The sequence below is a fragment of the Variovorax raffinosi genome, from assembly GCF_051216615.1.
GTDB lineage: Bacteria > Pseudomonadota > Gammaproteobacteria > Burkholderiales > Burkholderiaceae_C > Variovorax.
The window spans coordinates 232023-253614 of sequence record NZ_JBPJZR010000002.1; the positions used below are offsets into that span (position 1 = coordinate 232023).

Consider the following 21592-nt stretch of genomic DNA (forward strand, 5'->3'; position numbering starts at 1 on the left):
GAGAAAGAACGCAGCGGCTCAGGCATGCGCCGCTGCATCTCCGGTCACGCCCGCTTCACCCTTCTTCGCCTCGCCCGGCAGATCGACCATCGGACCCGTGCCGCTGTAGCGGTCGAGCGCCAGGTAGATCGCGGGCGTGATGTACAGCGTGATCACCTGCGAGAAGATCAGCCCGCCCACCACCGCCACGCCCAGCGGCTGGCGCAACTCGGCGCCGGCGCCCAGGCCCAATGCGAGCGGCAGCGCCCCCATCAAAGCGGCCAGCGTGGTCATCAGGATCGGCCGGAAACGCAACCGGCAGGCCTCGCGGATCGCATCAACCGGCTTCATGCCCTCGGTGCGTTGCGCGTCGAGGGCGAAGTCGATCAGCATGATCGCGTTCTTCTTCACGATGCCGATCAGCAGCAGGATGCCGATGGTCGCGATCAGCGTCAGGTCGAAGCCGAAGAGCTTCAGCGAAATCAGCGCCCCGACCGCCGCTGACGGCAGGCCCGCAAGAATGGTCAGCGGGTGGATGTAGCTTTCGTACAGCACGCCCAGCAGCACATAGATGACCAGCACCGCCAGCACCAGCAGCACGGCCTGGCTCGACTGCGAACTCTGGAACACCGCCGCATCGCCGCCGTAGGTGGTGATGATCGACTGCGGCATCTTCAGCTCGTCCTTGTAGCGGTCGATCTTCGCGGTCGCGTTGCCCAGCGGCACGTCGGGCGCGAGGTTGAACGACACCGTCACGGCCTGCAACTGCCCCTGGTGGTTGACCGAGGTCGGCCCCACGGTGCGCTTGATGGTCGAGAAGGCCGACAGCGGCACCAGGCGTCCGGTGGTGCTGCGCACCGACAGGCGCGAGACATCGTCCTCGAACTGGCGGTCGTTGTCGGCCGCCGAAAGGATCACCTGGTAGGTGTTGCTCGCGGCGTAGATGCTGCCGATCTGCCGGTCGCCGTAGGCGTTGTAGAGCGCGGTGCGCAAATCGCCCACTGCCACGCCGAGCACGCCGGCCTTGTCGCGGTCGATCTCCAGCGTGGCCTGCAGGCCGCGGTTCTGCGAATCGCTGGTCACGTCGCGGAAGGCCGGGTCGGCGCGCATGCGCTCCATGAGCCGCGTGGCCCACGGCACCATCTCGCCGGCGTTCACGCTCTGCAACGTGTACTGGAAGCGCGCCTTGCTCTGGCGCCCGCCCAGGCGCAGGTTCTGCACCGGCTGCATGTAGACGGCAATGCCCGGAATCTCGCGGAAACGCTGGCGCAGCGATTCGAGCACCTTCGCCATCTGCGGACGCTCGCTGCGCGGCTTGAGCACGGCGAACAGGCGTCCTGAATTCTGTGTGGCGGTCGGGCCGCCCACGCCGACGAAGGAGCTGACGTAGTCCACGCTCGAATCGGCCTGCAGCGCATCGGACACGCGCGCCTGCAGCACCTTCATGGCGGCGAACGAAATGTCTTCCGCCGCCTCGGTCGTGATCTGGATCTGGCCGATGTCTTCCTCGGGGAAGAAGCCCTTGGGAATGGTGACGAACAGCCAGCCGGTGACGACGAAGGTCAGGCCCGCCATCGCCAGCATCAGCTTGCGGTGGTCCAGCGTCCAGTCGAGCGAGCGCATGTAGCCGCCATGCACCGCGCGGTAGCCGCGCTCGAAGGCACGGCCGATGGCGGTACCGGGCTCGGGGTGCTCTTCTTCGTGGTCCATCGCGCCCTCTTTCCGGGGCACATGCTTGAGCAGGCGGCTCGCGAGCATCGGCACCAGCGTGAGCGACACCACGGCCGACACCAGCACCGCCAGCGCCACCACCACCGCGAACTCGTGGAACAGCAGGCCAATCACGCCCGGCATGAAGAAGATCGGGATGAACACGGCCACCAGCGAGATCGAAATCGACACGATGGTGAAGCCCACCTCGCGCGCACCGCGCAGCGCAGCAGCAAAGGGCTCCATGCCCTTTTCGACGTAGCGCATGATGTTTTCGAGCACCACGATCGCATCGTCCACCACCAGCCCCACGGCCAGCGTGATGCCCAGCAGCGAGACGTTGTCCAGGCTGTAGCCGAAGGCGTAGAGCAGCGCGACCGCGCCGATCAACGAAATCGGAATGGTCGCCGCCGGAATCAGCGTGGCCACCAGCCGGTGCAGGAACAAGAAGATCACCAGCACCACCAGCGCGATGGTGCCAAGCAAGGTGAGCTGCACGTCGTGCACCGCCTCGCGGATCGAGAGCGAGCGGTCGTTCACCATCTGGATCTCGACCGATTGCGGCAGCTCGGCCTTGAAGCGCGGAATGAGCGCGCGCACCGCGTCCACCACCTGCACGGTGTTGGCATTGGGCTGGCGCTGCACGGCCAGCGAGATCGAGTCCTGGCCGTTGAAGCTGCTCGATGTCTTGACCGACTCGAAGCTGTCTTCGATGGTCGCCACCTCGTCCAGCCGCACCGGCGCGCCGTTGCGCTGGCCGACGATGAGCTTGGCGAAGTCGGCCGCCTTCACGAGCTGCCGGTTGGCCTGGATGGTGAGCGTCTGGCGCGGACCGTCGAGCACGCCGACTGGCGTGTTGGCGTTGGCCGAATTCACCGCCTTGGCCAATTCATCGAGCGTGATGTTGCGCGCGTTCAGCAGGTCGGCGTTGGCCTTGATGCGCACGGCAAAGGCCTTGCGGCCGTACACGCCCACCTGCGCCACGCCGTCGATGGTCGAGAGCGTGGGTGAGATCAGGTTCTCGGCGTAGTCGTTGAGCTCGGCCGGGTTCATCGACGGCGAGATCAGCGCGATGAACAGCACCGGCGCATCGGCCGGATTCACCTTGCGGTAAGAGGGGAGCTGCGTCAGCTCCTGCGGCAACTGGCGCTGGGCGCGCAGCAGCGCGGCCTGCACGTCGACGGCGGCGGCGTCGATGTCGCGGCTGCTCACGAATTCGAGCGTGAGCGAGGTCACGCCCTGCGTGTTGACCGAGCTGATGGTCTGCAGGCCCGGAATGGTCGAGAACTGCTTTTCGAGCGGCAGCGCGACCGAACTCGCCATCGTGTCCGGACTGGCGCCCGGCAGTTGCGCATTGACGTTGATGACCGGCGTGTTGTAGCTGGGCAGCGCCGCCACCGGGATGCTGAAGTACGCAAAGATGCCGATGACGACCACGGCGGCCGACAGCAGCACCGTCATCGCGGGACGACGGATGCAGAGCTCCGAGATGTTCATGCGCGTTCCCGCACGGGCTTGGCGTCCGACGACGCGGCGCTGCCGGGTGTCACGCCCGTGGTGCCGCCAGGTGCGGCCGGCGCCTTGGCATCGACACGGACCTTGCCGCCGGGGCGCACGTTCTGGCTGCCCTCGATCACCACCTGCTCGCCCGGCTCGACGCCGCTCACCGCGACCTTGGTGCCGAAGGTGTGCAGCGTCTTGACCTTGCGGCGCGTGGCGGTCCGCGACTCGTCGACCACATAGAGCGAGGTGCCGTCGGCCAGCATCATCAGCGCCGCGGCCGGCACCACGGTGGCGCCGCCGAGCGTGCGCACCGTGATGCGCGTGCCGACGAACTGGCCGGGCCAGAGGCTCTGGTCGGCGTTGGTGAACACGGCCTTGGCGCGCACGGTGCCGATCTGCGGATCGACCGTGTTGTCGACAAAGTCGAGCGTGCCGTTCAGCGGCTCCTTGCGCCCGGCGACCACGGCCTCGACCTTCGAGCGGGTGCGCGCGGCGGCCAGCAGGTCCTGCAGGTTGCCTTCGGGCACCGGGAAGCTCACGGCGATCGGGTCGAGCTGCGTGACCGTGACCAGCGACAGCGTCGGCTGCACCAGCGTGCCCGGGTAGATGTTGACGGCGCCGATGCGCCCGGCAATCGGCGCGCGCAGCGTGGCATAGCCCAGCGCCACCTGCGCCGACTGCACGGCGGCGCGGTCGGCGGCGACGGCGGCGCGCTGCGCTTCGAGCTGCGACAGCGTGGCGTCGGCCGCGCTCTTGGCAATGAAGTTCTGCGCCACCAGGTCCTGGCTGCGCTTGTACTGGCGCTCCAGGTCGGCCATGGTGGCCTCGTCCTTTTGCTGCTGGGCCCGGGCGCGCGCCAGGTTGGCCTGGTCGTTGCGGTCGTCCAGCGTGAACAGCAGTTGCCCCGCCTTGACGAACTGCCCTTCCTTCACATGCACCGCGCTCACCGTGTTCGTGACCTGCGGGCGCAGGTCGACGCTGTTGAGGGACACCACGCTGCCGTTGACCTGCACCGTCACCGGCACGTCCTGCTTTTCAGCGGTGGCCAGCGTCACGAGCGCGGGCGCGCCGCCACCGGCCGGGGCACCGCCGGCGGCGGTCGGGGCCTTGTCGTTTTTCGCGGCGGACTTGTTGCCGGACATGCTCCACCACCCGCCCGCGACGGCTACGATCAACACACCCGCAAGGGCAACGGCAACATTTTTTTTCATGGGGTTCTTGTGCACTTTGGGCTGACACCGGCTATTGGAGCAGTGGCCGCCCCAGCGTGTCGATGGGCGCCGTAAAGAAATGTAAAGCAGTGAACGAACTGCGTCGCCTGCAACCCACTGTGCCGGCGCGATAGACAGGCACCCCGTCGTTAAAATCGCCCGCTCCACAGCCTCTGGATATACCCCATGAACCGCTGCAAGAAACCCACGAACACTCTCACTTTCATAGCGCTCTGCGCAGCAGTCGCAGGCGCTGCAGGCTTTTTCTCTCTCCCGGCCAGCGCCCAGGACGAGGTGCCCCGCCCGCAGACCCAGAACGAATCGCTGGTCGGCGGCCGCAACTTCCCCATCGGCACGCTGCGCGGCAAGTTCATCGTGACCAATGCGCCCGACGTCGAACTCGACGGCAGGCCCGACCGACTGGGGGCCGGCGCGCGCATCCGCAGCGCGCAGAACATGCTGGTCATGCCCGGCGCCATCATCGGCCAGCGCTTTCTGGTGAACTACACGCGCGATGCCGCCGGGCTGCTGCGCGAGGTCTGGATCCTCACGCCCGACGAAGCCATGGCCAGCCGCGAGTCGCTGAACAAGCCGTTCCTGAATATCTGGCCGTTCACCTCGAACGACACCGTCAACACGCAATAAAGAAAAGGCGGCGCGGGCCTTCCGCGCCTGCCCGTCGCGCCCTCCTCCTTCTGCAGGAGGGCCATGAAAGAGCTCCCCATGAAAAAAGTATTCATCAAGACCTTCGGCTGCCAGATGAACGAGTACGACTCGGACAAGATGGCCGATGTGCTGCACGCCGCGCAAGGCTACGAGCCGACGCAGAACGTCGACGAGGCCGACCTCATCTTGTTCAACACCTGCTCGGTGCGCGAGAAGGCACAGGAGAAAGTGTTCTCCGACCTCGGCCGCGTGAAGCACCTGAAGGCCAAGGGCGTGAAGATCGGCGTGGGCGGCTGCGTTGCCAGCCAGGAAGGCGCGGCCATCATTGCGCGCGCGCCTTATGTCGACATCGTGTTCGGCCCGCAGACGCTGCACCGCCTGCCCGAGATGCTGAACGACAGCGCGCGCCTGAACCGCCCGCAAGTGGACATCAGCTTCCCCGAAATCGAGAAGTTCGACCACCTGCCGCCCGCGCGCGTCGAAGGCTCGACGGCTTTCGTGTCGATCATGGAAGGCTGCTCCAAGTACTGCAGCTACTGCGTGGTGCCCTACACGCGCGGCGAGGAAGTGAACCGCCCGCTCGACGACGTGCTGGTCGAGATCGCCGGCCTGGCCGACCAGGGCGTGCGCGAGATCACGCTGCTGGGCCAGAACGTGAATGCCTACCGCGGCAAGATGGGCGACACCGCCGAAATTGCCGACTTCGCGCTGCTCATCGAATACGTGGCCGAGATCCCCGGCATCGAGCGCATCCGCTACACCACCAGCCATCCGAACGAGTTCACGCCGCGCCTGATCGAGGCCTATGCCAAGGTGCCGCAGCTCGTGAGCCATCTGCACCTGCCGGTGCAGCACGGCAGCGACCGCATCCTGATGGCCATGAAGCGCGGCTATACCGCCATGGAATACAAGAGCACGGTGCGCAAGCTGCGCGCCATCCGCCCTGAGCTGGCCCTGAGCAGCGACTTCATCGTCGGCTTCCCCGGCGAGACCGACGAAGACTTCAACAAGATGATGAAGCTGATCGACGACTGCCAGTTCGACAACAGCTTCAGCTTCATCTTCAGCCCGCGCCCCGGCACGCCGGCCGCCGCGCTGCAGGACGACACGCCGCACGAAGTGAAGCTCGCGCGGCTGCACACGCTGCAGGCGGTGATCGACGGCAACGTCAAGCGCTTCGGCCAGGCGCTGGTCGGCACCACCCAGCGCGTGCTGGTCGAAGGCGCCTCGCGCAAGGACGCGAACGAGCTGATGGGCCGCACGGCCTGCAACCGCGTCGTCAATTTCGAGGGCGATGCACGCCTGGTCGGCCAGATGACCGACCTGCGCATCACCCGCTCGCTGGCGTACACGCTGCGCGGCGAAGTGCCGACCAGCGAATCGTCGATGGCAGCAGCCCCGGCCGCGCTCGCCCACTGATGGCGAAGCGGCCATCCATACGGGGCTCGTTCCAGCAGCTCCTGCTGTTCGCGTTCCTGCTGATCACCGCGCTGCTGGTCGGTGTGGCCCTGCGCTCGGTGCTGCAGTACGACGTGCTGATGACACAGAGCCGCGACGCGGCCGCGCGCGCGCTGCGGCTGTCGGGCGCCTCCCAGTCGCTGGCCGAGCGCAGCGCGGCAATGGAGCGCGCCGGGCGCCAGTCGCTGGTGCTGAACGACGCCGTGCTGCGCCGCCGCTTCGACGACGCCGCGCGCGAAGCGCACCAGGTGCTGGAGCGCCTCGAAAAGAACGGCCTGACGCCCGCCGGCATCGAGATGTGGCGCACCCAGCTCGGCGTGATCGAGGGCCTGATGAGCGGCAACGCCGACAACGCCCTGGCGCGCGAAAGCACGATGGCGATGCAGTTCCGCGAACTCGATGCGCTCAACACCAACATCGCGCAACAGGCGCAGTTCCTGATCGAAACGCAGAACGATGCGCTGGCCAAGCGCATCGAGAACGCACGCCGCCGGCTGATGCGCGAAGTGGTCGCTGCCAGCGTGCTGGCGGTGGTGCTGGCGCTGGCCTTCGGCATCTGGCTGGCGCGGCCTTTCAAGCGGCTGGAAAACGCCATCGTCGGCCTGGGCCAGAACCGGCTCGACGAGCCCATCGACATTCGCGGCCCGGCCGACGTGCGGCGCGTGTCGCAGCAGCTCGAATGGCTGCGGCTGCGCCTGACCGAGCTGGACGCCGACAAGGCGCGCTTTCTGCGCCACGTGTCGCACGAACTCAAGACGCCGCTGGCCGCGCTGCGCGAAGGCGTCTCGCTGCTCGAAGATGGCGTGACCGGTCCGCTGAACCCGGCGCAGCTCGAAGTCGCGCAGATCCTGCAGCAGAACACGGTGTCGCTGCAGGGGCAGATCGAGGCGCTGCTGCGCTTCAACGCCGCCGCCTTCGAGGCGCGCGAACTGCGCCGCGAGCGCACCGAGCTGCTGCCGCTGATCGAGGAACAGATCGAGGCGCAGCGCCTGCAGTGGCAGTCGCACGGTCTGCGCGTGCGCGCCGAGGGCGAGCCGATCACCACCACGGTCGACCGCGCCAAGCTCGGCACGGCCATCGCCAACCTGTTGTCCAACGCGATCCGCTTCTCGGCCAGCGGCGGCGTCATCACGCTGGCGGTGTCGGGCACGCCGGAGGCGGTCTACATCGACGTCAACGACGCCGGCCCGGGCATTGCCGACGGTGACCGCGACCGGATCTTCGAGCCCTTCTTTCGCGGCGAGCGCCAGCCCGAGCACACGGTGAAAGGCACCGGCATCGGACTTTCCATCGTGCAGGAGTACATTGCAGCCCACGGGGGCCGTATCACCTTGCTGCCTGACGGGCCCGGTGCACGCTTTCGCATCGAATTGCCGCGCACAGCCTGAGCACTCACCGCACCCCAATCCGAAACACCGCCTCGCGTCCCCTTCTTCAACCCATGTCTTTTTCGTTCGTCCGCAGTTCCACTTTCGCCGGGGCGATGACCGTGCCTTTCGTCCTGCTGCTGGCCGCCTGCGCCATCCAGCCGAAGCCACCCGCCGAAGCCGACGCCCTGCCGCCGCCCACCGTTTTGCCGCGCGTGATGCCCGTCGAGGCCGAGCCCAGGGCACCCGCCACGCAGCCAGCATCGATCTTCACGCTGATGACGCAAGGGCCGCTGGCGGCCATGCTGTCGTACGCCGACAAGGTGCGCCCACTGAACGGCGCCGACCTGAGCGCCGAGATCGCACGCGTCGGCGACACCGGCGATTCGCCCACTGCCCAGATGCAGTTGGCGCTGTTGCTTTCGCAGACGCGCGTGCCGGCCGACCTGGCGCGTGCGCTGGGCCTGCTGCAGCGCGTGATCGCCAACCCGGCGCCCGAAGCGCAGGCATTGCAGCCGCTCGCCCGCGCGCTGGCCGCGCGCTACATCGAGCAGCGCCGCGTCGAAGACGATCGCGACAAGCAGGTGCAACAACTGCGCGACAGCCAGCGCCGCATCGACCAGCTCAACGACCGCATCGAAGCCCTGCGCGCCATCGAGCGCAGCTTCGCGCGGCCCAATACCGTGCCGACCGCACCTGCTGCCGTGCCCAACGGAACCAAGCAAAGCCCATGAGCACTTCCGGCGCCCGCCTCCTCGTGGTCGACGACGACCCGGACATGCTCAAGCTGATCTCGATGCGGCTGGTGTCGGCGGGCTACCAGGTCACGGCCGTGACCTCGGCCGAAACCGCGCTCACCCAGCTCGAGATCGAGCATCCGCAACTGGTGCTGAGCGACGTGCGCCTGCCGGGGCGCGACGGCCTGCAGCTCTTCGACGAGATCCGCAAGCGCCACCCCTCGCTGCCGGTGATCCTGCTCACGGCGCACGGCACCATTCCCGACGCGGTCGAAGCCACGGCGCGCGGTGTCTTCACCTACCTGACCAAGCCTTACGACGCGCGCGAGCTGCTCGAAAAGATCGCGCAGGCGCTGGCGCTCGGTGCGCCGGCCACCACACCGAGCAAGGCCGGCGACGACAGCTGGCGCTCGGAAATCGTGAGCCGCAGCAACCGCATGGCCGAGCTGCTGGCCGAAGCGCGCATGGTCGCCAAATCAGACGCCTCGGTGCTGCTGCGCGGCGACTCGGGCGCCGGCAAGGAGTTGCTGGCCCGCGCCATCCACAAGGCCAGCGCGCGCGCCGACAAGCCCTTCGTGGCCGTCAATTGCGGCGCCATCCCCGAGGCGCTGCTCGAATCGGAACTGTTCGGCCACATGAAGGGCGCCTTCACCGACGCCCACGCCAATCACAAGGGCCTGTTCCAGCAGGCCGACGGCGGCACGCTGCTGCTCGACGAAATCGGGGACATGCCGCCCGCGCTGCAGGTCAAGCTGCTGCGCGTGCTGCAGGAACGAGCGGTGCGTCCGCTGGGCGCGAGCCAGTCGATCGAGGTCGATGTGCGCATCGTCTCGGCCACCCACCGCGACCTCGATGCCGCGATGGAAGCGGGCCAGTTCCGCGAAGACCTGTATTACCGCCTGAACGTGGTGACGCTCACGCTGCCGCCGCTGTCGGCGCGGCGCGAAGACATTCCGCTTCTGGCCAACCACTTCCTGCAGCGCCTGTCGACCAAGTACGGCAAGCGGCTCTCGGGCTTCGCGCCCGAGGCGCTGAAGGCGCTGACCACCGCCGCGTGGCCGGGCAACGTGCGCCAGTTGTTCAACGTGGTCGAGCAGGTCTGCGCGCTGTCGAGCTCGCCGCTGATCCCGCTGGCGCTGGTGCAGCGCGCGCTGCGCGTGCCGACGGTCGAGGTGCAGACCTATGCCGAGGCCAAGCAGCGTTTCGAGCGCGATTACCTGGTCGGCCTGCTCAAGCTGACCGACGGCAACGTGGCCGATGCGGCCCGCCTGGCCGACCGCAACCGCACCGAGTTTTATCGCCTGCTGCAAAAGCACGAGCTCACGCCAGGGCACTTCAAGGCCGACGTTGTCGCCAATGGCAGCGACCCTGTCGCCGAGTAGCGACGCCCCTAAGTTGTTGATTTGAAAGGCCAATCCCCACCAGCCTCCAAGGCTTGTCGGGATTCGGCGACAAAAACAGGGGTTTTGGGGCCCTCCAGCCGGCCCGAGTCCTCGAAACGGCATCCGGATCGCGCCAAGTCGTTGATCTGAAAGCGTTTTCCCAGCCTGGCACAGGGTTTGCCCCTGTACTGGCATGACAGCACTCACCAGCCCATCTTTCGCACTGCGCCAGCAGCGCGACGGCCTGCGTCAAAAGCAGTTTTCCCCCTCGCGGCCCCGTGCCGCGGGCCATTCGCTGGCCGCGCTCGCAAGCGCCGGCGGCTCCGCCACGGATTGCGTCTTCAAGCGCCTTCCTGCCATTGGCGACACCCCTTCCCTCGACAAGCAACGTTGGTAAATCGCATGAAGCCAAACGACTTTTCGCAACTGAATGTGCTGGCCGAGGCCGACTTTTCGCACCGCAGCCCGGTGCGTGAAGAACGCCATCCCAACGCGGTCACCGCGCCGCCGGTCAATCGCGGCTCGATGACGCCCCGCCCCTGGCGCGGTTTCTGGAACAGCCTGGGCACCGCCGCGCTGGTCAAGCTCGGCGCGGGCCCCGCGGCCGAAGGCGCCAGCGCCCAATCCGCCCAGCAGGTCAAGCAGCCCTGGCAGCGCGCCGCGGCACAACGCCGCCTCGCGTTCATGCTGCTCACCGTGCTGAGCACCGTGATCGCTTCGGTGCTGTTCGCCAGCGTGCAACCCGACTACGACAACGTCTGGCTCGAATACGGCCAGATCGGCCTGTACGGCCTGCTGTCGGGCTGGGTCGTGACCGGTTTCGTGACCGCGCTGATGGGCTTCTACGTTTCGGTGCGCGGTGACAAGCACGCGCTGTCGGCCAAGCAGGTCGCCAACCACCCGATGAACCCCGAGGCACGCACCGCGATCATCATGCCGATCTGCAACGAAGACGTTGCCACGGTGTTCGCCGGCCTGCGCGCCACCTGCGAATCGGTCGCCTCCACCGGCCACGCGAAGCAGTTCGACGTGTTCGTGCTGTCCGACAGCTACAACCCCGAGACCGCCGCCGCCGAGCGCGCCGCCTGGGAAGACCTTCGCGCCGCCCTGGCCGAAAGCCCGAACCAGCCGCAGGTCGAGGTGTACTACCGCCTGCGCACCCGCCGCACGCACCGCAAGGCCGGCAACGTGGCCGACTTCTGCCGCCGCTGGGGCAAGGACTACCGCTACATGGTCGTGCTCGACGCCGACTCGGTGATGAGCGGCGACTGCCTGACCTCGATGGTCAAGCTGATGGAAGCCAACCCCACCGCCGGCATCATCCAGACCGCGACGCAGGCCATCGGCCACGTCACGCTGCACGCCCGCGCACAGCAATTCGCTTCCCGCGTGACGGGCCGCCTGTTCACGCTGGGCATGCAGTTCTGGCAACTGGGCGAATCGCACTACTGGGGCCACAACGCCATCATCCGCGTCGAGCCTTTCATGAAGCATTGCGCGCTGGCCCCGATCAAGGGCACCGGCGGCATGTCGGGCGGCATCATGTCGCACGACTTCGTCGAAGCCGCGCTGATGCGCCGTGCCGGCTACAACGTGTGGCTGGTGTCCGACCTGGTCGGCAGCTACGAACAACAACCGCCGGACCTGCTGGCCGAGCTGCAGCGCGACCGCCGCTGGTGCCAGGGCAACCTGCAGAACGCCCGCCTGATGGCCGAGCCCGGCATTCACCCGGTGCACCGCGCGATGTTCGTGACCGGCACCATGGCTTACGCCTCGGCGCCGCTGTGGCTCGCGTTCCTGACGCTGGGCACGGCCCTGTGGCTCAGCGGTTCCAGCCTCGTGTCCAGCTGGAGCGTGCTGCCCGCCGAACTGGCCGGCCTGTGGGTCTGGACCCTGTGCCTGCTGTTCCTGCCCCGCGTGCTCGGCATCGTTGCCGTGCTGATGCGTGGCGAGCAACGCCAGTACGGCGGTGTGTGGGGCCTGGTGAAGAGCTCGGTGCTCGAAAGCGGCCTGGCCATCGTGCAGGCTCCGGTGCGCATGCTGGCCCACTCGCTGTTCGTGGTGGTTGCCCTCACCGGCATCAAGCTCGACTGGAAGTCGCCCCCGCGTGAAGCCGCTGCCGTGCCGTGGAAGATCGCTGCCGCGCAACTGGCACCGATGTCGCTGGTGATCGCCGCGCTGGCCGTGGGCGTCGCGATGATCGACCCGAGCGCGCTGATCTGGCTCATGCCTGTCGGCCTGCCGCTGCTGCTGGCGATTCCGCTGACCGTGCTGACCAGCCAGATCGCGCTGGGCACCACACTGCGCGACCGCGGCTTCCTGCTGATCCCCGAGGAATCGCGTTCGCCGGCCGTGCTGCGCCGCGCCTGGATGCATGCCCTGCGCCTGGCGCGCCCGGCACTGGCAACCGCCTGATGCGCTGACATCGCTCCAACAAAAAAAGCCGGCTTTACGCCGGCTTTTTTCATGGTGCTTCGAGGGCTCCTATTTGTCCTGCAGCGCGGCAACGAACTCCTGGGAATCGAAGCCCTCCCGCATGTGATGGCCCTTGACGATCAGATAGGGAATGCCGTCACCGCCCAGGCTGTCGAGCTTCGACTTGCAGCCATGGTCCTTGTCGATGTCGCACTGCTCGTACTGGAAGCCGTATTGGGCCATCCAGCCCTTCGCGGCGCGGCAATTGGGACACCAGTCGGCGGTGTACATGAAGACGTCGCCCGGCTTCGAGTTGGCGGCCAGCGCGGCGAGTTGCTCGGCGCTGCTGTTTCCGCGCAGTTTCGATGCAAGGCTGCTCACGCTCGCGCCAGCCGGGCCGCGCTTCTGGATCACTTGATAGCCCAGGTAGGCGCCGCCGATCAGCAGGAGCAGCATCAGCCATTTGCCCCAGGGCAGGCCGTCGCCGTCCGATACCGCGTGGGTGCGTTGTTGCGGTCGAAGCCCCACCGGTGATGCGGGGCTGCGGGCGTCGGCCGCCTTGTTGTAGGCCACACCGCAACCCGGGCACTGCCAGAGCGGCGCATCCGTGTTGTCGGGACGGACAAGCTGGCACTTGGCGCAGATGGTTGGCATGTTGGGAACTCCTCCGCCGCAAAGCTTAGCAAAGTCGGATTGCCGGGATGCCTCAGGCCCGGACGTAGGCGCAGACCAGCGAAACCAGCTCCCGCTTGAGCTCCGGCGAGTCGAGCAACCCGCTCAATGCTGCGTGATGCACGACGCCCTCGATCGCAGCGGAAACCACCTGCGCGGCGATGTCATCGCGCTTGGATCCGCAGCGCTTTCGATGGGCCGAGACGATCGCCTTGTAGTGCTGCCGATACTGCGCATCGAATGCATCGTGGGCGGCTCGCGTCTCCTCGCTGCGCGGCGTCTCTTCGAGCAGCGCCCGGTGCAGCGCCGGATGCGAGCCATGAACGGCGAGCATGCCTTGAACCAATGAATCGACGCTTTCTTCCAGCCGCCTTGCGTCTTCGCTCGCCGCCTGAAGCACACCGAGCACGTCGTCGAAGTGACGGCGCCTGAGCGCTTCGATCAACGACAGCTTGTTGGGAAAGTACTGGTAGAGCGAACCGATGCTCACGCCAGCCACTTCGGCGACCTCGTTGGTCGTGAATCCGGCCCAGCCCCGCCGGCCCAGAACCTGAGTCCCGGCCTCGACGATGGCATCGACCGTGGCGCGGGAACGCGCTTGCTTCGGGGCCTTTCGCATCGTCTGGCCCGTTGCGGCAATGCGAGTAGACATGGGGTCGGCTCCAGTCAAAAAATATGAACACGAAGCTCACATTTTTACAGGACGCCGCTCATGTCACCACCGCCGCACACCAGTCGCGAAATCAAGCTGAAGACCAAGCCCCGTGGCCTGCCGCAGGCCGAAGACTTCGAGCTTGTCGAAGTTCCATGCCCGGTTCCCGGCGGCGACCAAGTGCTGATTCGCAACCGCTTCATTCGCGTCTCGGCGTCCTTGCGCATGATGATCAGCGAGGGGGCGGAGAACGTCGAAGGCATCCCGTTCCCGGCGCTGAACCCGGGCGACACGCTGGGCGGTGAAGCCATCGGGGAAGTGGTCTCGGCACCCGAGGGCAGCGGGCTCGCAACGGGTGACCTGGTGGTGCACGTCCTGGGCTGGCGCGAGTACGCCGTTGCGCTTGCCAGCGATTGCACACGCCTGGACAACAGCGAACTGCCGCTGCCGACCGCCCATCTCGCGCACGGCTGGACCGCCTACGCGGCACTGACGCGCGGCGTGCAGATCCGCCCCGGAGACACGGTGTTCGTGACCAGCGCCGCTGGCGCCATCGGATCGATGGCCGGGCAGATCGCCCGCCTGCTGGGCGCAGGCCGGGTCATCGGCAGCACGAGCTCGCGGGACAAGGCGGATCGGCTGGTCAGCGAACTCGGCTACGACGCGGCCGTGGTCCGTGGCGCAGGGCCGATCGTGGATCAACTGAGAGCCGCAGCGCCCGACGGCATCGACGTTCTGCTCGACAACGTCGGCGGCGAGCAGTTGCAGGCGGCGGTCACCGTGGCGCGCGAGAACGCGCGTTTCGTGATCGTCGGCACGCTGTCCGGGCAGCTTGCAAGCCACGGCACGGGAAGGACCGCTCCGGTCGAACTGGATTCGGTCCAGCTCCTGCTGAAGAAGATCGTGATGCGCGGCTACAGCGCCGATGACGACCCGGACGCTCGCGCTGAATGGAACCGTCAGTTCGGCGTCTGGCTGCGGTCGCGCAGCATCGTGTTTCCGCACGTCGTGCTCGAAGGCATCGAACAGGCGCCCGAAGCGCTGCAGAGCGTGGCGCAGGGGCGGTACTTCGGAACCGTCCTGGTCGCGCTGTGAATTGCCGCGAAGAATCGACTCGCGTGTAGCTAGAATCGCGCACTCATTTTTCGTCAACCCACGGATCCTTCGATCCCCTGGAGCGCCAATTGCCCCGATTCGCCGTCATCACTCTCTGACGCCGACAACACCACTTCGCTGGTCATGTCGGGCGCCAAGCTGCGTTCCCCGCTGACCAGACACGGCCTTCACAGCCGACGAAGTCGATCTCCTCTTTTCCCAGCTTCGCTCCCGCACGTTGTCGGTTCTTCCTGATTTGCATCTGGAGAACAACGTGTTCCCTCTCTCTTCCTTTTCTCTTTCGTCGATTCCGCTGCTCAAGTACCCACGTACTGCGCATCTGGAAGGCTCGCGCCTGCAGGCCGGCGACACCGACGACGGCCAGACGCCGTTGTCCGCGCTGCAGGGCCGGCATGTGGTCATCGAGGAAAAACTCGATGGCGCCAACGCGGCCGTGTCGTTCACCTCGGCCGGCGAACTGCTGCTGCAATCGCGCGGCCACTACCTCGCGGGTGGCGCGGGCGAGCGGCAGTTCAACCTGTTCAAGCACTGGGCCGCGGCACATGAAGCCGCGCTGCTGGAGCGCCTCGAAGACCGGCATGTGATGTACGGCGAGTGGTGCTTTGCCAAGCACAGCTGCTGGTACGACCGGCTACCGGCCTTCTTCCTGGAGTTCGACATCTACGACCGGCAGGCGCAGCGTTTCCTGTCGACGCCTGCACGGCATGCGCTGCTTGCGGGCAGCCCGGTGCTGTCGGTGCCGGTGCTCTACGAGGGCGCAATGCCCAACCATGCGAAGTCACTGCGCACGCTGGTGCGGCCTTCGCTCGCACGCAGCGCCAACTGGAAGACTGCCTTCGAGCAGGCGGTGGAGCACGAGGGCCAACCGCTCGACCTCGTGCGGCAGCAGACCGACCTGTCCGACATGGCGGAGGGCCTGTACCTCAAGACCGAATCGGACAGCGAGGTGACCGGCCGCTACAAGTGGGTGCGGCCTGATTTCGTGCAGACCATCCTCGACTCGGGCTCGCACCACAGCCGCCGGCCCGTACTGCCGAACCAGCTCGCGCCGGGCGTCGATCTCTATGCGCCGACGCCGCCAGTGACATGGCAAGACCTGGGCTTGCACACCTTGCGCGATCCCGCCGCGCTGACAACAACCACAAGGAGGCCGCGATGACTCATGACGATCTGCGCGCCCTGGTGCCCGCGCCCGGCAAAGGCACCGACTGGGCGCAGTGCTGCGAGCTGCTGCCGGCCTTGCTGCGTCTCGAAGAAACGCCGCAAGACCCGTACTACCATGCCGAAGGCAACGTCGGCATCCACACGCGCATGGTGCTCGATGCACTCATGGCCGACGCGCACTACCAGCGCGCCGATGCCGACGGCCGCTTCGTGCTGTTCATGGCCTGCCTGCTGCACGACATCGCCAAGCCCGACACCACGGTGATCGACGAGGCCAGCGGCCGCATCGGCCAGCCGGGCCATTCGCGGCGCGGCGCGGTCGACGTGCGCGTGCTGATGTGGAAGGCCCGCGTACCTTTCGCGCTGCGCGAGGCCATCTGCCGGATCATCGCCGTGCACCAGTTGCCGTTTCACGCCTTCACCTCGCGCAAGGGCGTGCGGCCCGAGTGGCTGGTGCACAAGCTCTCGTGGGAGCTGAGCCTGCCCGACCTGTGCTGCGTCGCGCGCTGCGACATGCTGGGCCGCCACTACGAAAAGCGCGCGGACAGCATGGCCGACATCGCGCTCTTCGAGCAGTTGGCGCAGGAAGAAGGCTGCTGGGAAGGCCCACGACGGATGGCCGATGCGCACACGCGCCTGGCCTACTTTCGCGGCGCCGACACCAGCCCCGACTACCCGCTGTTCCAGACGGCGGGCTCGCAGGTCACGGTGATGTGCGGCCTGCCCGCGAGCGGCAAGAACCACTGGGTGGCGCAGTATCGCAAGGGCTGGCCGGTGGTTTCCTTCGACGATGCGCGCGCCGAGCTGGGCCTCAAGCACGGCGAGAACGACGGCCTCGCCGCGCACCACGCGGTCGACCAGGCCAAGGCGCTGCTGCGCAGGCAGGAACGCTTCGTCTGGAACGCCACGCACCTGAGCCAGCAGATGCGCACCAAGACGCTGGATCTGCTCTGGGCGTACCACGCGCAGATCGAGCTCGTGTACCTGGAAGTGCCGCATGCTGAGCTCATGCGCCGCAACCGCGAGCGCGACACCACGCTGTCAAACACGGGCATCGAGCGGATGCTGCATCGCTGGGAGCTGCCGGCGCCAGTCGAGGCGCACGAGACGGTCTACGAGGTGCAGAGCTGATGAAAACGACGAAGCCCGGCGGGCTTCTGTCTATATATGTACGAGGCTCAGAACGGCAACTTCGGACCGCCAGGGCCACCCATCCCGCCCATACCCTTCATGCCGCCCATCTTCTTCATCATCTTCATAAGGCCGCCGCCCTTCATCTTCTTCATCATTCCCTGCATCTGCTCGAACTCGTTGAGCAGGCGGTTCACTTCCTGAACCTGCACGCCGGCGCCGGCCGCGATGCGGCGCTTGCGCGTGGCCTTCAGCAGCTCGGGCTTGCGGCGCTCCAGCGGCGTCATGCTCTGGATGATCCCTTCCTTGCGCCGGATGTCGCGCTCGGCACGGGTCATGTCGGCCTCGGTGGCCTTGGCTGCCATTTGTTGCGGCAGCTTGTCCATCAGGCTCGACAGGCCGCCCATCTGCTTCATCTGCTGCAACTGGCCCAGGAAGTCGTTGAGGTCGAAGCCCGCGCCGCTCTTGACCTTGGCCGCGAGCTTCTGCGCCGCCGCCACGTCGACGCCGGCCGTGACCTGCTCGACCAGCGCGACGATGTCGCCCATGCCCAGGATGCGACCCGCATGGCGCTCGGCGTCGAACACTTCGAGGCCGTCGATCTTCTCGCTGGTGCCCGCGAACTTGATCGGCACGCCCGTGACCTGGCGCACCGACAGCGCCGCGCCACCGCGTGAATCGCCGTCGGTCTTGGTCAGGATGATGCCGGTCAGCGGCAGCGCTTCCTTGAAGGCCTTGGCGGTGTTGATCGCGTCCTGGCCCTGCATGGCATCGACCACGAACAGGGTTTCAACCGGATCGAGCGCCGCATGCAGCTGCTTGATTTCGGTCATCAGCACTTCGTCGATGGCCAGGCGGCCGGCGGTGTCGACCAGCAGCACGTCGAAGTAGTGGCGCTTGGCGTGGTCGAGCGCGGCGCGCGCGATGTCCAGCGGCTTCTGGTCGGGCGTGCTGGGGAACCATTCGGCGCCGGCCTGCTTGGTCACGGTCTTGAGCTGCTCGATGGCGGCCGGGCGGTACACGTCGCCCGACACCGTCAGCACCTTCTTCTTGCGCTTTTCGATCAGGTGCTTGGCGAGCTTGGCGGTGGTGGTGGTCTTGCCGGCGCCCTGCAGACCGGCCATCAGGATCACCGCCGGCGGCTGGGCCGCGAGGTTGATGTCCGAGACGCCTTCGCCCATGGTCGCGGCGAGTTCGCGGTTGACGATGCCGACCAGCGCCTGGCCCGGCTTGAGCGAGCCCAGCACTTCCTGGCCCAGCGCCTTTTCTTTCACGCGGGCGACGAAGTCGCGCACCACGGGCAGCGCCACGTCGGCTTCCAGCAGCGCCATGCGCACTTCGCGCAGCATGTCCTGCACGTTGCTTTCGGTGATGCGCGCCTGGCCGCTCATCGTCTTGACGAGGCGGGAGAACTTTTCTGTGAGGGCGGTGGCCATGGAGGAAATACCTTGTTGTCCGCTGGAGCGAACCGATGGAAAGTCGTGGAACCTGGAGCCAACGGCAGGCACTGCCTTTTTCGCGAAACACCGCGGAACCGGCTTTGCCGGGCCGCAGGTGTTGCCCCCGGTAGGGGGAAGGCACACGCGACACGAAGTGCGCGAAGCCTGGGGGCGAGCCATTACACTCCGACCGATGATTTTAGCGATCCCCTCTCCACTCGGCGTGGCGCTGGGCATCGCCACCGCGGTGGCCTATGGATTTGCCGCTGCAGCGGGTGCCAGGCTGAGCCGCCAGGCGACCCAATGGGCCCTCGGCATTGCATGGTTACTGCACGCTGCGGTGCTGGGCCACGGCCTCGTGGGCAGCGAACCGCGCTTCGGCTTTGCGCCCGCGCTTTCCGTCACCGCCTGGCTGGTGCTCACCGTCTATGCGGTCGAAAGCCGCATGTATCCCCAATTGAAGGTGCGCCGCGCGCTGGCCTGGCTGGGTGCGGCCGCCGTGCTGTTGGCCATCCTGTTTCCCGGCACGCCGCTGCATGTCAGCGCCTCGCCCTGGTTGCCGCTGCATCTGGCGCTGGGCATCGCCTCGTACGGCCTGTTCGGCGCGGCCGTGGTGCACGCCTGGTTGATCACGCGGGCCGAAAAGCAGATCCGCCTGACAAGCGGCACGCCGGGCGAAGGTGGCGTGCCGTTGCTCACGCTCGAACGGCTCACCTTCCGCTTCGTCACCGCCGGCTTCGTGTTGCTCTCGGCCACGCTGCTGGCCGGCCTTCTGTTCAGCGAACAGTTGTACGGCGCCGCCGGCCGCGTCTGGAAGTGGGACCACAAGACCACCTTCTCGGTGCTTGCGTGGCTCACCTTCGCGATCCTGCTGATCGGCCGCGCGCGCTTCGGCTGGCGCGGCCGCACCGCCCGCCGCGTGCTGTATGCCGGCTCGGCTCTCCTGTTGCTCGCCTATGTGGGCTCCCGCTTCGTGCTCGAAGTGGTGCTGACGCGTCCTCCCGTATGAAGTATTTGCTTGTCCTCGCCGTGCTCTGGATCGCGATCTGGCTCTGGCGCAAGAACCGCCGCGAAGAAATGCGCGATGCGCAGCGCGAGCGCGCGGCCAAGGCGCAGCGCCCGCCCTCCGCCCCTGCGGTCGGCGCGCCGCAGGCCATGGTGCGCTGCGTCCATTGCGGCCTGCATCTGCCGGCGACCGATGCCATCGCCGGTCCCGGTGGCGCGGTCTATTGCAGCGCCGCGCACCGCCAGGCCGGCGCGGCGTCCGGCTGAGCACGCCCCGTCTCGCATGAGTTCCCCCCTCTGGTCGCGCGGCGAACCGGTCACCGACTGGGACGTGCTCGAACAGGGCAACGGCCAAAGCACGGCCCTGCAACGGCTCTGGCGCGGCTTCATGGTCGCGCGCTGTTTTGTCGCGCTGGTGCTGGTGCTGCTGCAGTGCGTGGCCTTCGCGCTCGGACAGACGATGCAGCCGGTGGCCATCGCGATCTCTGCCGGCTACCTGGTCGCCAGTTGGCTGGGCATGCGCTACACACGCTTCGTGCCGCCGATCCGCGGCTTCACCCCGCTGTGGCTGCTGACCATCGGCGTCGACCTCGCCGCCTTCACTTCGCTGCAGGTGATCCAGGGCGGCAACGTCAACTACACGCCGCTGTTCGCGCTGCCGGTGCTCATGAGCGCGGTGCTCGGCACGATGACGGTGAGCCTGGGCACCACGGCCACCGTCACGCTGCTGCTGCTGGCCGACGCGGGCTGGCACTGGCTGCAGCAGCCGGTCGACTCCTCCGGCCGCTTCGTGCAGGCGGCGCTCACGGGCACCGGCCTCTTCGTGGTGGCCCTGCTCGCCCACGAACTGGCCCGCCGCCTGACACGCGAAGAGGCGGTGGCGCAGCGCAACCGCAGCAGCGCGCAGATGCAGGCGCAGGTCAACGACCTGGTGATCGAGACGCTGAGCGAAGGCGTGCTGGTGATCGACGCCGAGGGCCTGGTGCACGCGGCCAATCCGGCGGCCGATGCAATCCTCGGGCAGGGCTTGGCGAAACTGACGCTGCCGTTCGCGCTGCATGCACAGCCGGCCTGGCATGCGCTGGCCGCGCTCGCGCGCCAGACCTTCGCGCGACGGGCGCCTCAGTCCGAAGAAATTCCGGTGGCGCAGGCACGCGGGGCGGCGCGCGAGGTGCGCGTGCGCACGCGGCTCACACCCACCAGCGACCGGCATGTCGACAGCCTGTGCGTGATGTTCCTGCAGGACCTGCGCGAACTCGAAGCCCGCATCCGCACCGAGAAACTGGCCGCGATGGGCCGCATGTCGGCGGCCGTCGCGCATGAAATCCGCAATCCGCTGGCCGCCATCACCCAGGCCAGCGCGCTGCTCGCCGAAGACTTGACCGACCCCGCGCACCGCAAGCTCACAAGCATGGTGCAGCACAACGCGCAGCGGCTGGCCCGCATCGTGGACGACGTGCTCGATGTCTCGCGGGCGCGCCAGCAGCGCGTGCTCTCGCTCGGCGAGCAGGTGGTGCTCGACCCCGCGGTGCAGGTGCTGGCCGATGAATGGGTGCGCCAGACGCAGCGCAAGGGCGTGCTCGTCACGCTGGACGCCGCGCAGAGCGATGTGCGCTTCGACGCCGAACACCTGCGCCGCCTGATGGTCAACCTGCTGGACAACGCCGCGCGCTACGCCGGCAAGCGCGAAGGCTCGATCCAGGTGCTGACGACGCTTCAGCGTGCAGGCACCCATCGCCCCAGCCTGGCGGTGTGGAGCGACGGCGCGCCGCTGGAGCCGGCGGTGAAGCGGCATCTGTTCGAGCCCTTCTTCTCGTCCGAGAGCCGCTCGAGCGGCCTGGGCCTTTTCCTTTGCCGCGAGCTGTGCCGGCGCCACGGCGCCACCATCGGCTACGAACGGCGCGCGCTCGTGCCGGGCGGGCCCGAGGGCAACGAATTCTTCGTCAGCTTCGCCGCCAGCGAAAACCGGCTGACACAATAGCGCC

General features: G+C 67.4%; 17 protein-coding genes. 12 read left to right on the top strand and 5 right to left on the bottom strand.

Translation table 11 applies throughout. The annotated features are described in order from the left end of the window. Nucleotides 1-18: 18 nt before the first annotated feature. Together ACSFB7_RS07180 and ACSFB7_RS07185 are read right to left on the bottom strand one after the other, a co-directional pair. Nucleotides 19-3186, bottom strand: a complete 3168-nt coding sequence (locus ACSFB7_RS07180) for an efflux RND transporter permease subunit (RefSeq protein WP_435468494.1) — start codon at nt 3184-3186, stop codon at nt 19-21. Then, entirely contained in the window at nt 3183-4334 is a 1152-nt protein-coding gene (locus ACSFB7_RS07185) for an efflux RND transporter periplasmic adaptor subunit (protein ID WP_435469939.1), read from the bottom strand. Before ACSFB7_RS07185 ends, ACSFB7_RS07180 begins: the two co-directional genes overlap by 4 nt. Before the next feature lie 363 nt (nt 4335-4697). Between ACSFB7_RS07185 and ACSFB7_RS07190 the strand changes: the two genes are divergently transcribed. From ACSFB7_RS07190 to mdoH, 6 genes are all read left to right on the top strand, one after another. Then, nucleotides 4698-5048, top strand: a complete 351-nt coding sequence (locus ACSFB7_RS07190; protein ID WP_435468496.1) for a hypothetical protein — start codon at nt 4698-4700, stop codon at nt 5046-5048. Between the two features lie 78 nt (nt 5049-5126). Continuing rightward, entirely contained in the window at nt 5127-6488 is a 1362-nt protein-coding gene (gene miaB / locus ACSFB7_RS07195) for a tRNA (N6-isopentenyl adenosine(37)-C2)-methylthiotransferase MiaB (RefSeq protein ID WP_435468498.1), read from the top strand. Further along, nucleotides 6488-7915: a sensor histidine kinase gene (locus ACSFB7_RS07200; RefSeq protein WP_435468500.1), complete on the top strand. Its 1428-nt coding sequence runs from the start codon at nt 6488-6490 to the stop codon at nt 7913-7915. Before miaB ends, ACSFB7_RS07200 begins: the two co-directional genes overlap by 1 nt. A 53-nt stretch (nt 7916-7968) precedes the next feature. Continuing rightward, nucleotides 7969-8628: a hypothetical protein gene (locus tag ACSFB7_RS07205; protein WP_435468502.1), complete on the top strand. Its 660-nt coding sequence runs from the start codon at nt 7969-7971 to the stop codon at nt 8626-8628. Then, on the top strand, nt 8625-10013 hold the full coding sequence (locus ACSFB7_RS07210) for a sigma 54-interacting transcriptional regulator (RefSeq protein ID WP_435468504.1): 1389 nt from the start codon (nt 8625-8627) through the stop codon (nt 10011-10013). Before ACSFB7_RS07205 ends, ACSFB7_RS07210 begins: the two co-directional genes overlap by 4 nt. A gap of 402 nt (nt 10014-10415) precedes the next feature. Continuing rightward, nucleotides 10416-12428: a glucans biosynthesis glucosyltransferase MdoH gene (gene mdoH / locus ACSFB7_RS07215; RefSeq protein ID WP_435468506.1), complete on the top strand. Its 2013-nt coding sequence runs from the start codon at nt 10416-10418 to the stop codon at nt 12426-12428. Nucleotides 12429-12497: 69 nt separating this feature from the next. Here mdoH and ACSFB7_RS07220 read toward each other — a convergent pair whose 3' ends face one another. After that, nucleotides 12498-13082, bottom strand: coding sequence for a glutaredoxin family protein (locus ACSFB7_RS07220; RefSeq protein WP_435468507.1), 585 nt, complete (start codon nt 13080-13082; stop codon nt 12498-12500). Between the two features lie 52 nt (nt 13083-13134). After that, the gene (locus ACSFB7_RS07225) at nt 13135-13752 is read right to left on the bottom strand and encodes a TetR/AcrR family transcriptional regulator (RefSeq protein ID WP_435468509.1); all 618 of its coding nucleotides are present in this window, start codon (nt 13750-13752) and stop codon (nt 13135-13137) included. A 60-nt stretch (nt 13753-13812) separates the two neighbouring features. On the opposite strand from ACSFB7_RS07225, the gene ACSFB7_RS07230 reads away from it, so the two are divergent. From ACSFB7_RS07230 to ACSFB7_RS07240, 3 genes are all read left to right on the top strand, one after another. Continuing rightward, the gene (locus tag ACSFB7_RS07230; protein WP_435468510.1) at nt 13813-14847 is read left to right on the top strand and encodes an MDR family NADP-dependent oxidoreductase; all 1035 of its coding nucleotides are present in this window, start codon (nt 13813-13815) and stop codon (nt 14845-14847) included. 274 nt (nt 14848-15121) lie between these two features. Continuing rightward, the gene (locus tag ACSFB7_RS07235; RefSeq protein WP_435468512.1) at nt 15122-16027 is read left to right on the top strand and encodes an RNA ligase family protein; all 906 of its coding nucleotides are present in this window, start codon (nt 15122-15124) and stop codon (nt 16025-16027) included. Next, on the top strand, nt 16024-17163 hold the full coding sequence (locus ACSFB7_RS07240) for an AAA family ATPase (protein ID WP_435468514.1): 1140 nt from the start codon (nt 16024-16026) through the stop codon (nt 17161-17163). The genes ACSFB7_RS07235 and ACSFB7_RS07240 overlap by 4 nt, the downstream gene beginning before the upstream one ends. Nucleotides 17164-17210: 47 nt before the next feature. On the opposite strand, the gene ffh is transcribed toward ACSFB7_RS07240, so the two are convergent. Further along, nucleotides 17211-18599, bottom strand: a complete 1389-nt coding sequence (ffh, locus tag ACSFB7_RS07245) for a signal recognition particle protein (RefSeq protein ID WP_435468516.1) — start codon at nt 18597-18599, stop codon at nt 17211-17213. Nucleotides 18600-18795: 196 nt separating this feature from the next. Between ffh and ACSFB7_RS07250 the strand changes: the two genes are divergently transcribed. The 3 genes from ACSFB7_RS07250 to ACSFB7_RS07260 are packed head-to-tail and all read left to right on the top strand — an operon-like array spanning nt 18796 to nt 21588. Next, complete coding sequence (locus ACSFB7_RS07250; protein ID WP_435468518.1) at nt 18796-19611, top strand: cytochrome C assembly family protein; 816 nt, start codon at nt 18796-18798, stop codon at nt 19609-19611. Then, complete coding sequence (locus ACSFB7_RS07255) at nt 19608-19874, top strand: PP0621 family protein (RefSeq protein WP_435468520.1); 267 nt, start codon at nt 19608-19610, stop codon at nt 19872-19874. The genes ACSFB7_RS07250 and ACSFB7_RS07255 overlap by 4 nt, the downstream gene beginning before the upstream one ends. Before the next feature lie 16 nt (nt 19875-19890). Next, entirely contained in the window at nt 19891-21588 is a 1698-nt protein-coding gene (locus ACSFB7_RS07260) for a two-component system sensor histidine kinase NtrB (protein ID WP_435468522.1), read from the top strand. Nucleotides 21589-21592: the final 4 nt, after the last annotated feature.

Coding starts and splice junctions, on each gene's coding strand:
- ACSFB7_RS07180 (WP_435468494.1), bottom strand. CDS start 3,186: ATGAACATCTCGGAGCTCTGCATCCGTCGTCCCGCGATGACGGTGCTG.
- ACSFB7_RS07185 (WP_435469939.1), bottom strand. CDS start 4,334: ATGTCCGGCAACAAGTCCGCCGCGAAAAACGACAAGGCCCCGACCGCC.
- miaB (WP_435468498.1), top strand. CDS start 5,127: ATGAAAAAAGTATTCATCAAGACCTTCGGCTGCCAGATGAACGAGTAC.
- ACSFB7_RS07200 (WP_435468500.1), top strand. CDS start 6,488: ATGGCGAAGCGGCCATCCATACGGGGCTCGTTCCAGCAGCTCCTGCTG.
- ACSFB7_RS07205 (WP_435468502.1), top strand. CDS start 7,969: ATGTCTTTTTCGTTCGTCCGCAGTTCCACTTTCGCCGGGGCGATGACC.
- ACSFB7_RS07210 (WP_435468504.1), top strand. CDS start 8,625: ATGAGCACTTCCGGCGCCCGCCTCCTCGTGGTCGACGACGACCCGGAC.
- mdoH (WP_435468506.1), top strand. CDS start 10,416: ATGAAGCCAAACGACTTTTCGCAACTGAATGTGCTGGCCGAGGCCGAC.
- ACSFB7_RS07220 (WP_435468507.1), bottom strand. CDS start 13,082: ATGCCAACCATCTGCGCCAAGTGCCAGCTTGTCCGTCCCGACAACACG.
- ACSFB7_RS07225 (WP_435468509.1), bottom strand. CDS start 13,752: ATGTCTACTCGCATTGCCGCAACGGGCCAGACGATGCGAAAGGCCCCG.
- ACSFB7_RS07230 (WP_435468510.1), top strand. CDS start 13,813: ATGTCACCACCGCCGCACACCAGTCGCGAAATCAAGCTGAAGACCAAG.
- ACSFB7_RS07240 (WP_435468514.1), top strand. CDS start 16,024: ATGACTCATGACGATCTGCGCGCCCTGGTGCCCGCGCCCGGCAAAGGC.
- ffh (WP_435468516.1), bottom strand. CDS start 18,599: ATGGCCACCGCCCTCACAGAAAAGTTCTCCCGCCTCGTCAAGACGATG.
- ACSFB7_RS07250 (WP_435468518.1), top strand. CDS start 18,796: ATGATTTTAGCGATCCCCTCTCCACTCGGCGTGGCGCTGGGCATCGCC.
- ACSFB7_RS07255 (WP_435468520.1), top strand. CDS start 19,608: ATGAAGTATTTGCTTGTCCTCGCCGTGCTCTGGATCGCGATCTGGCTC.
- ACSFB7_RS07260 (WP_435468522.1), top strand. CDS start 19,891: ATGAGTTCCCCCCTCTGGTCGCGCGGCGAACCGGTCACCGACTGGGAC.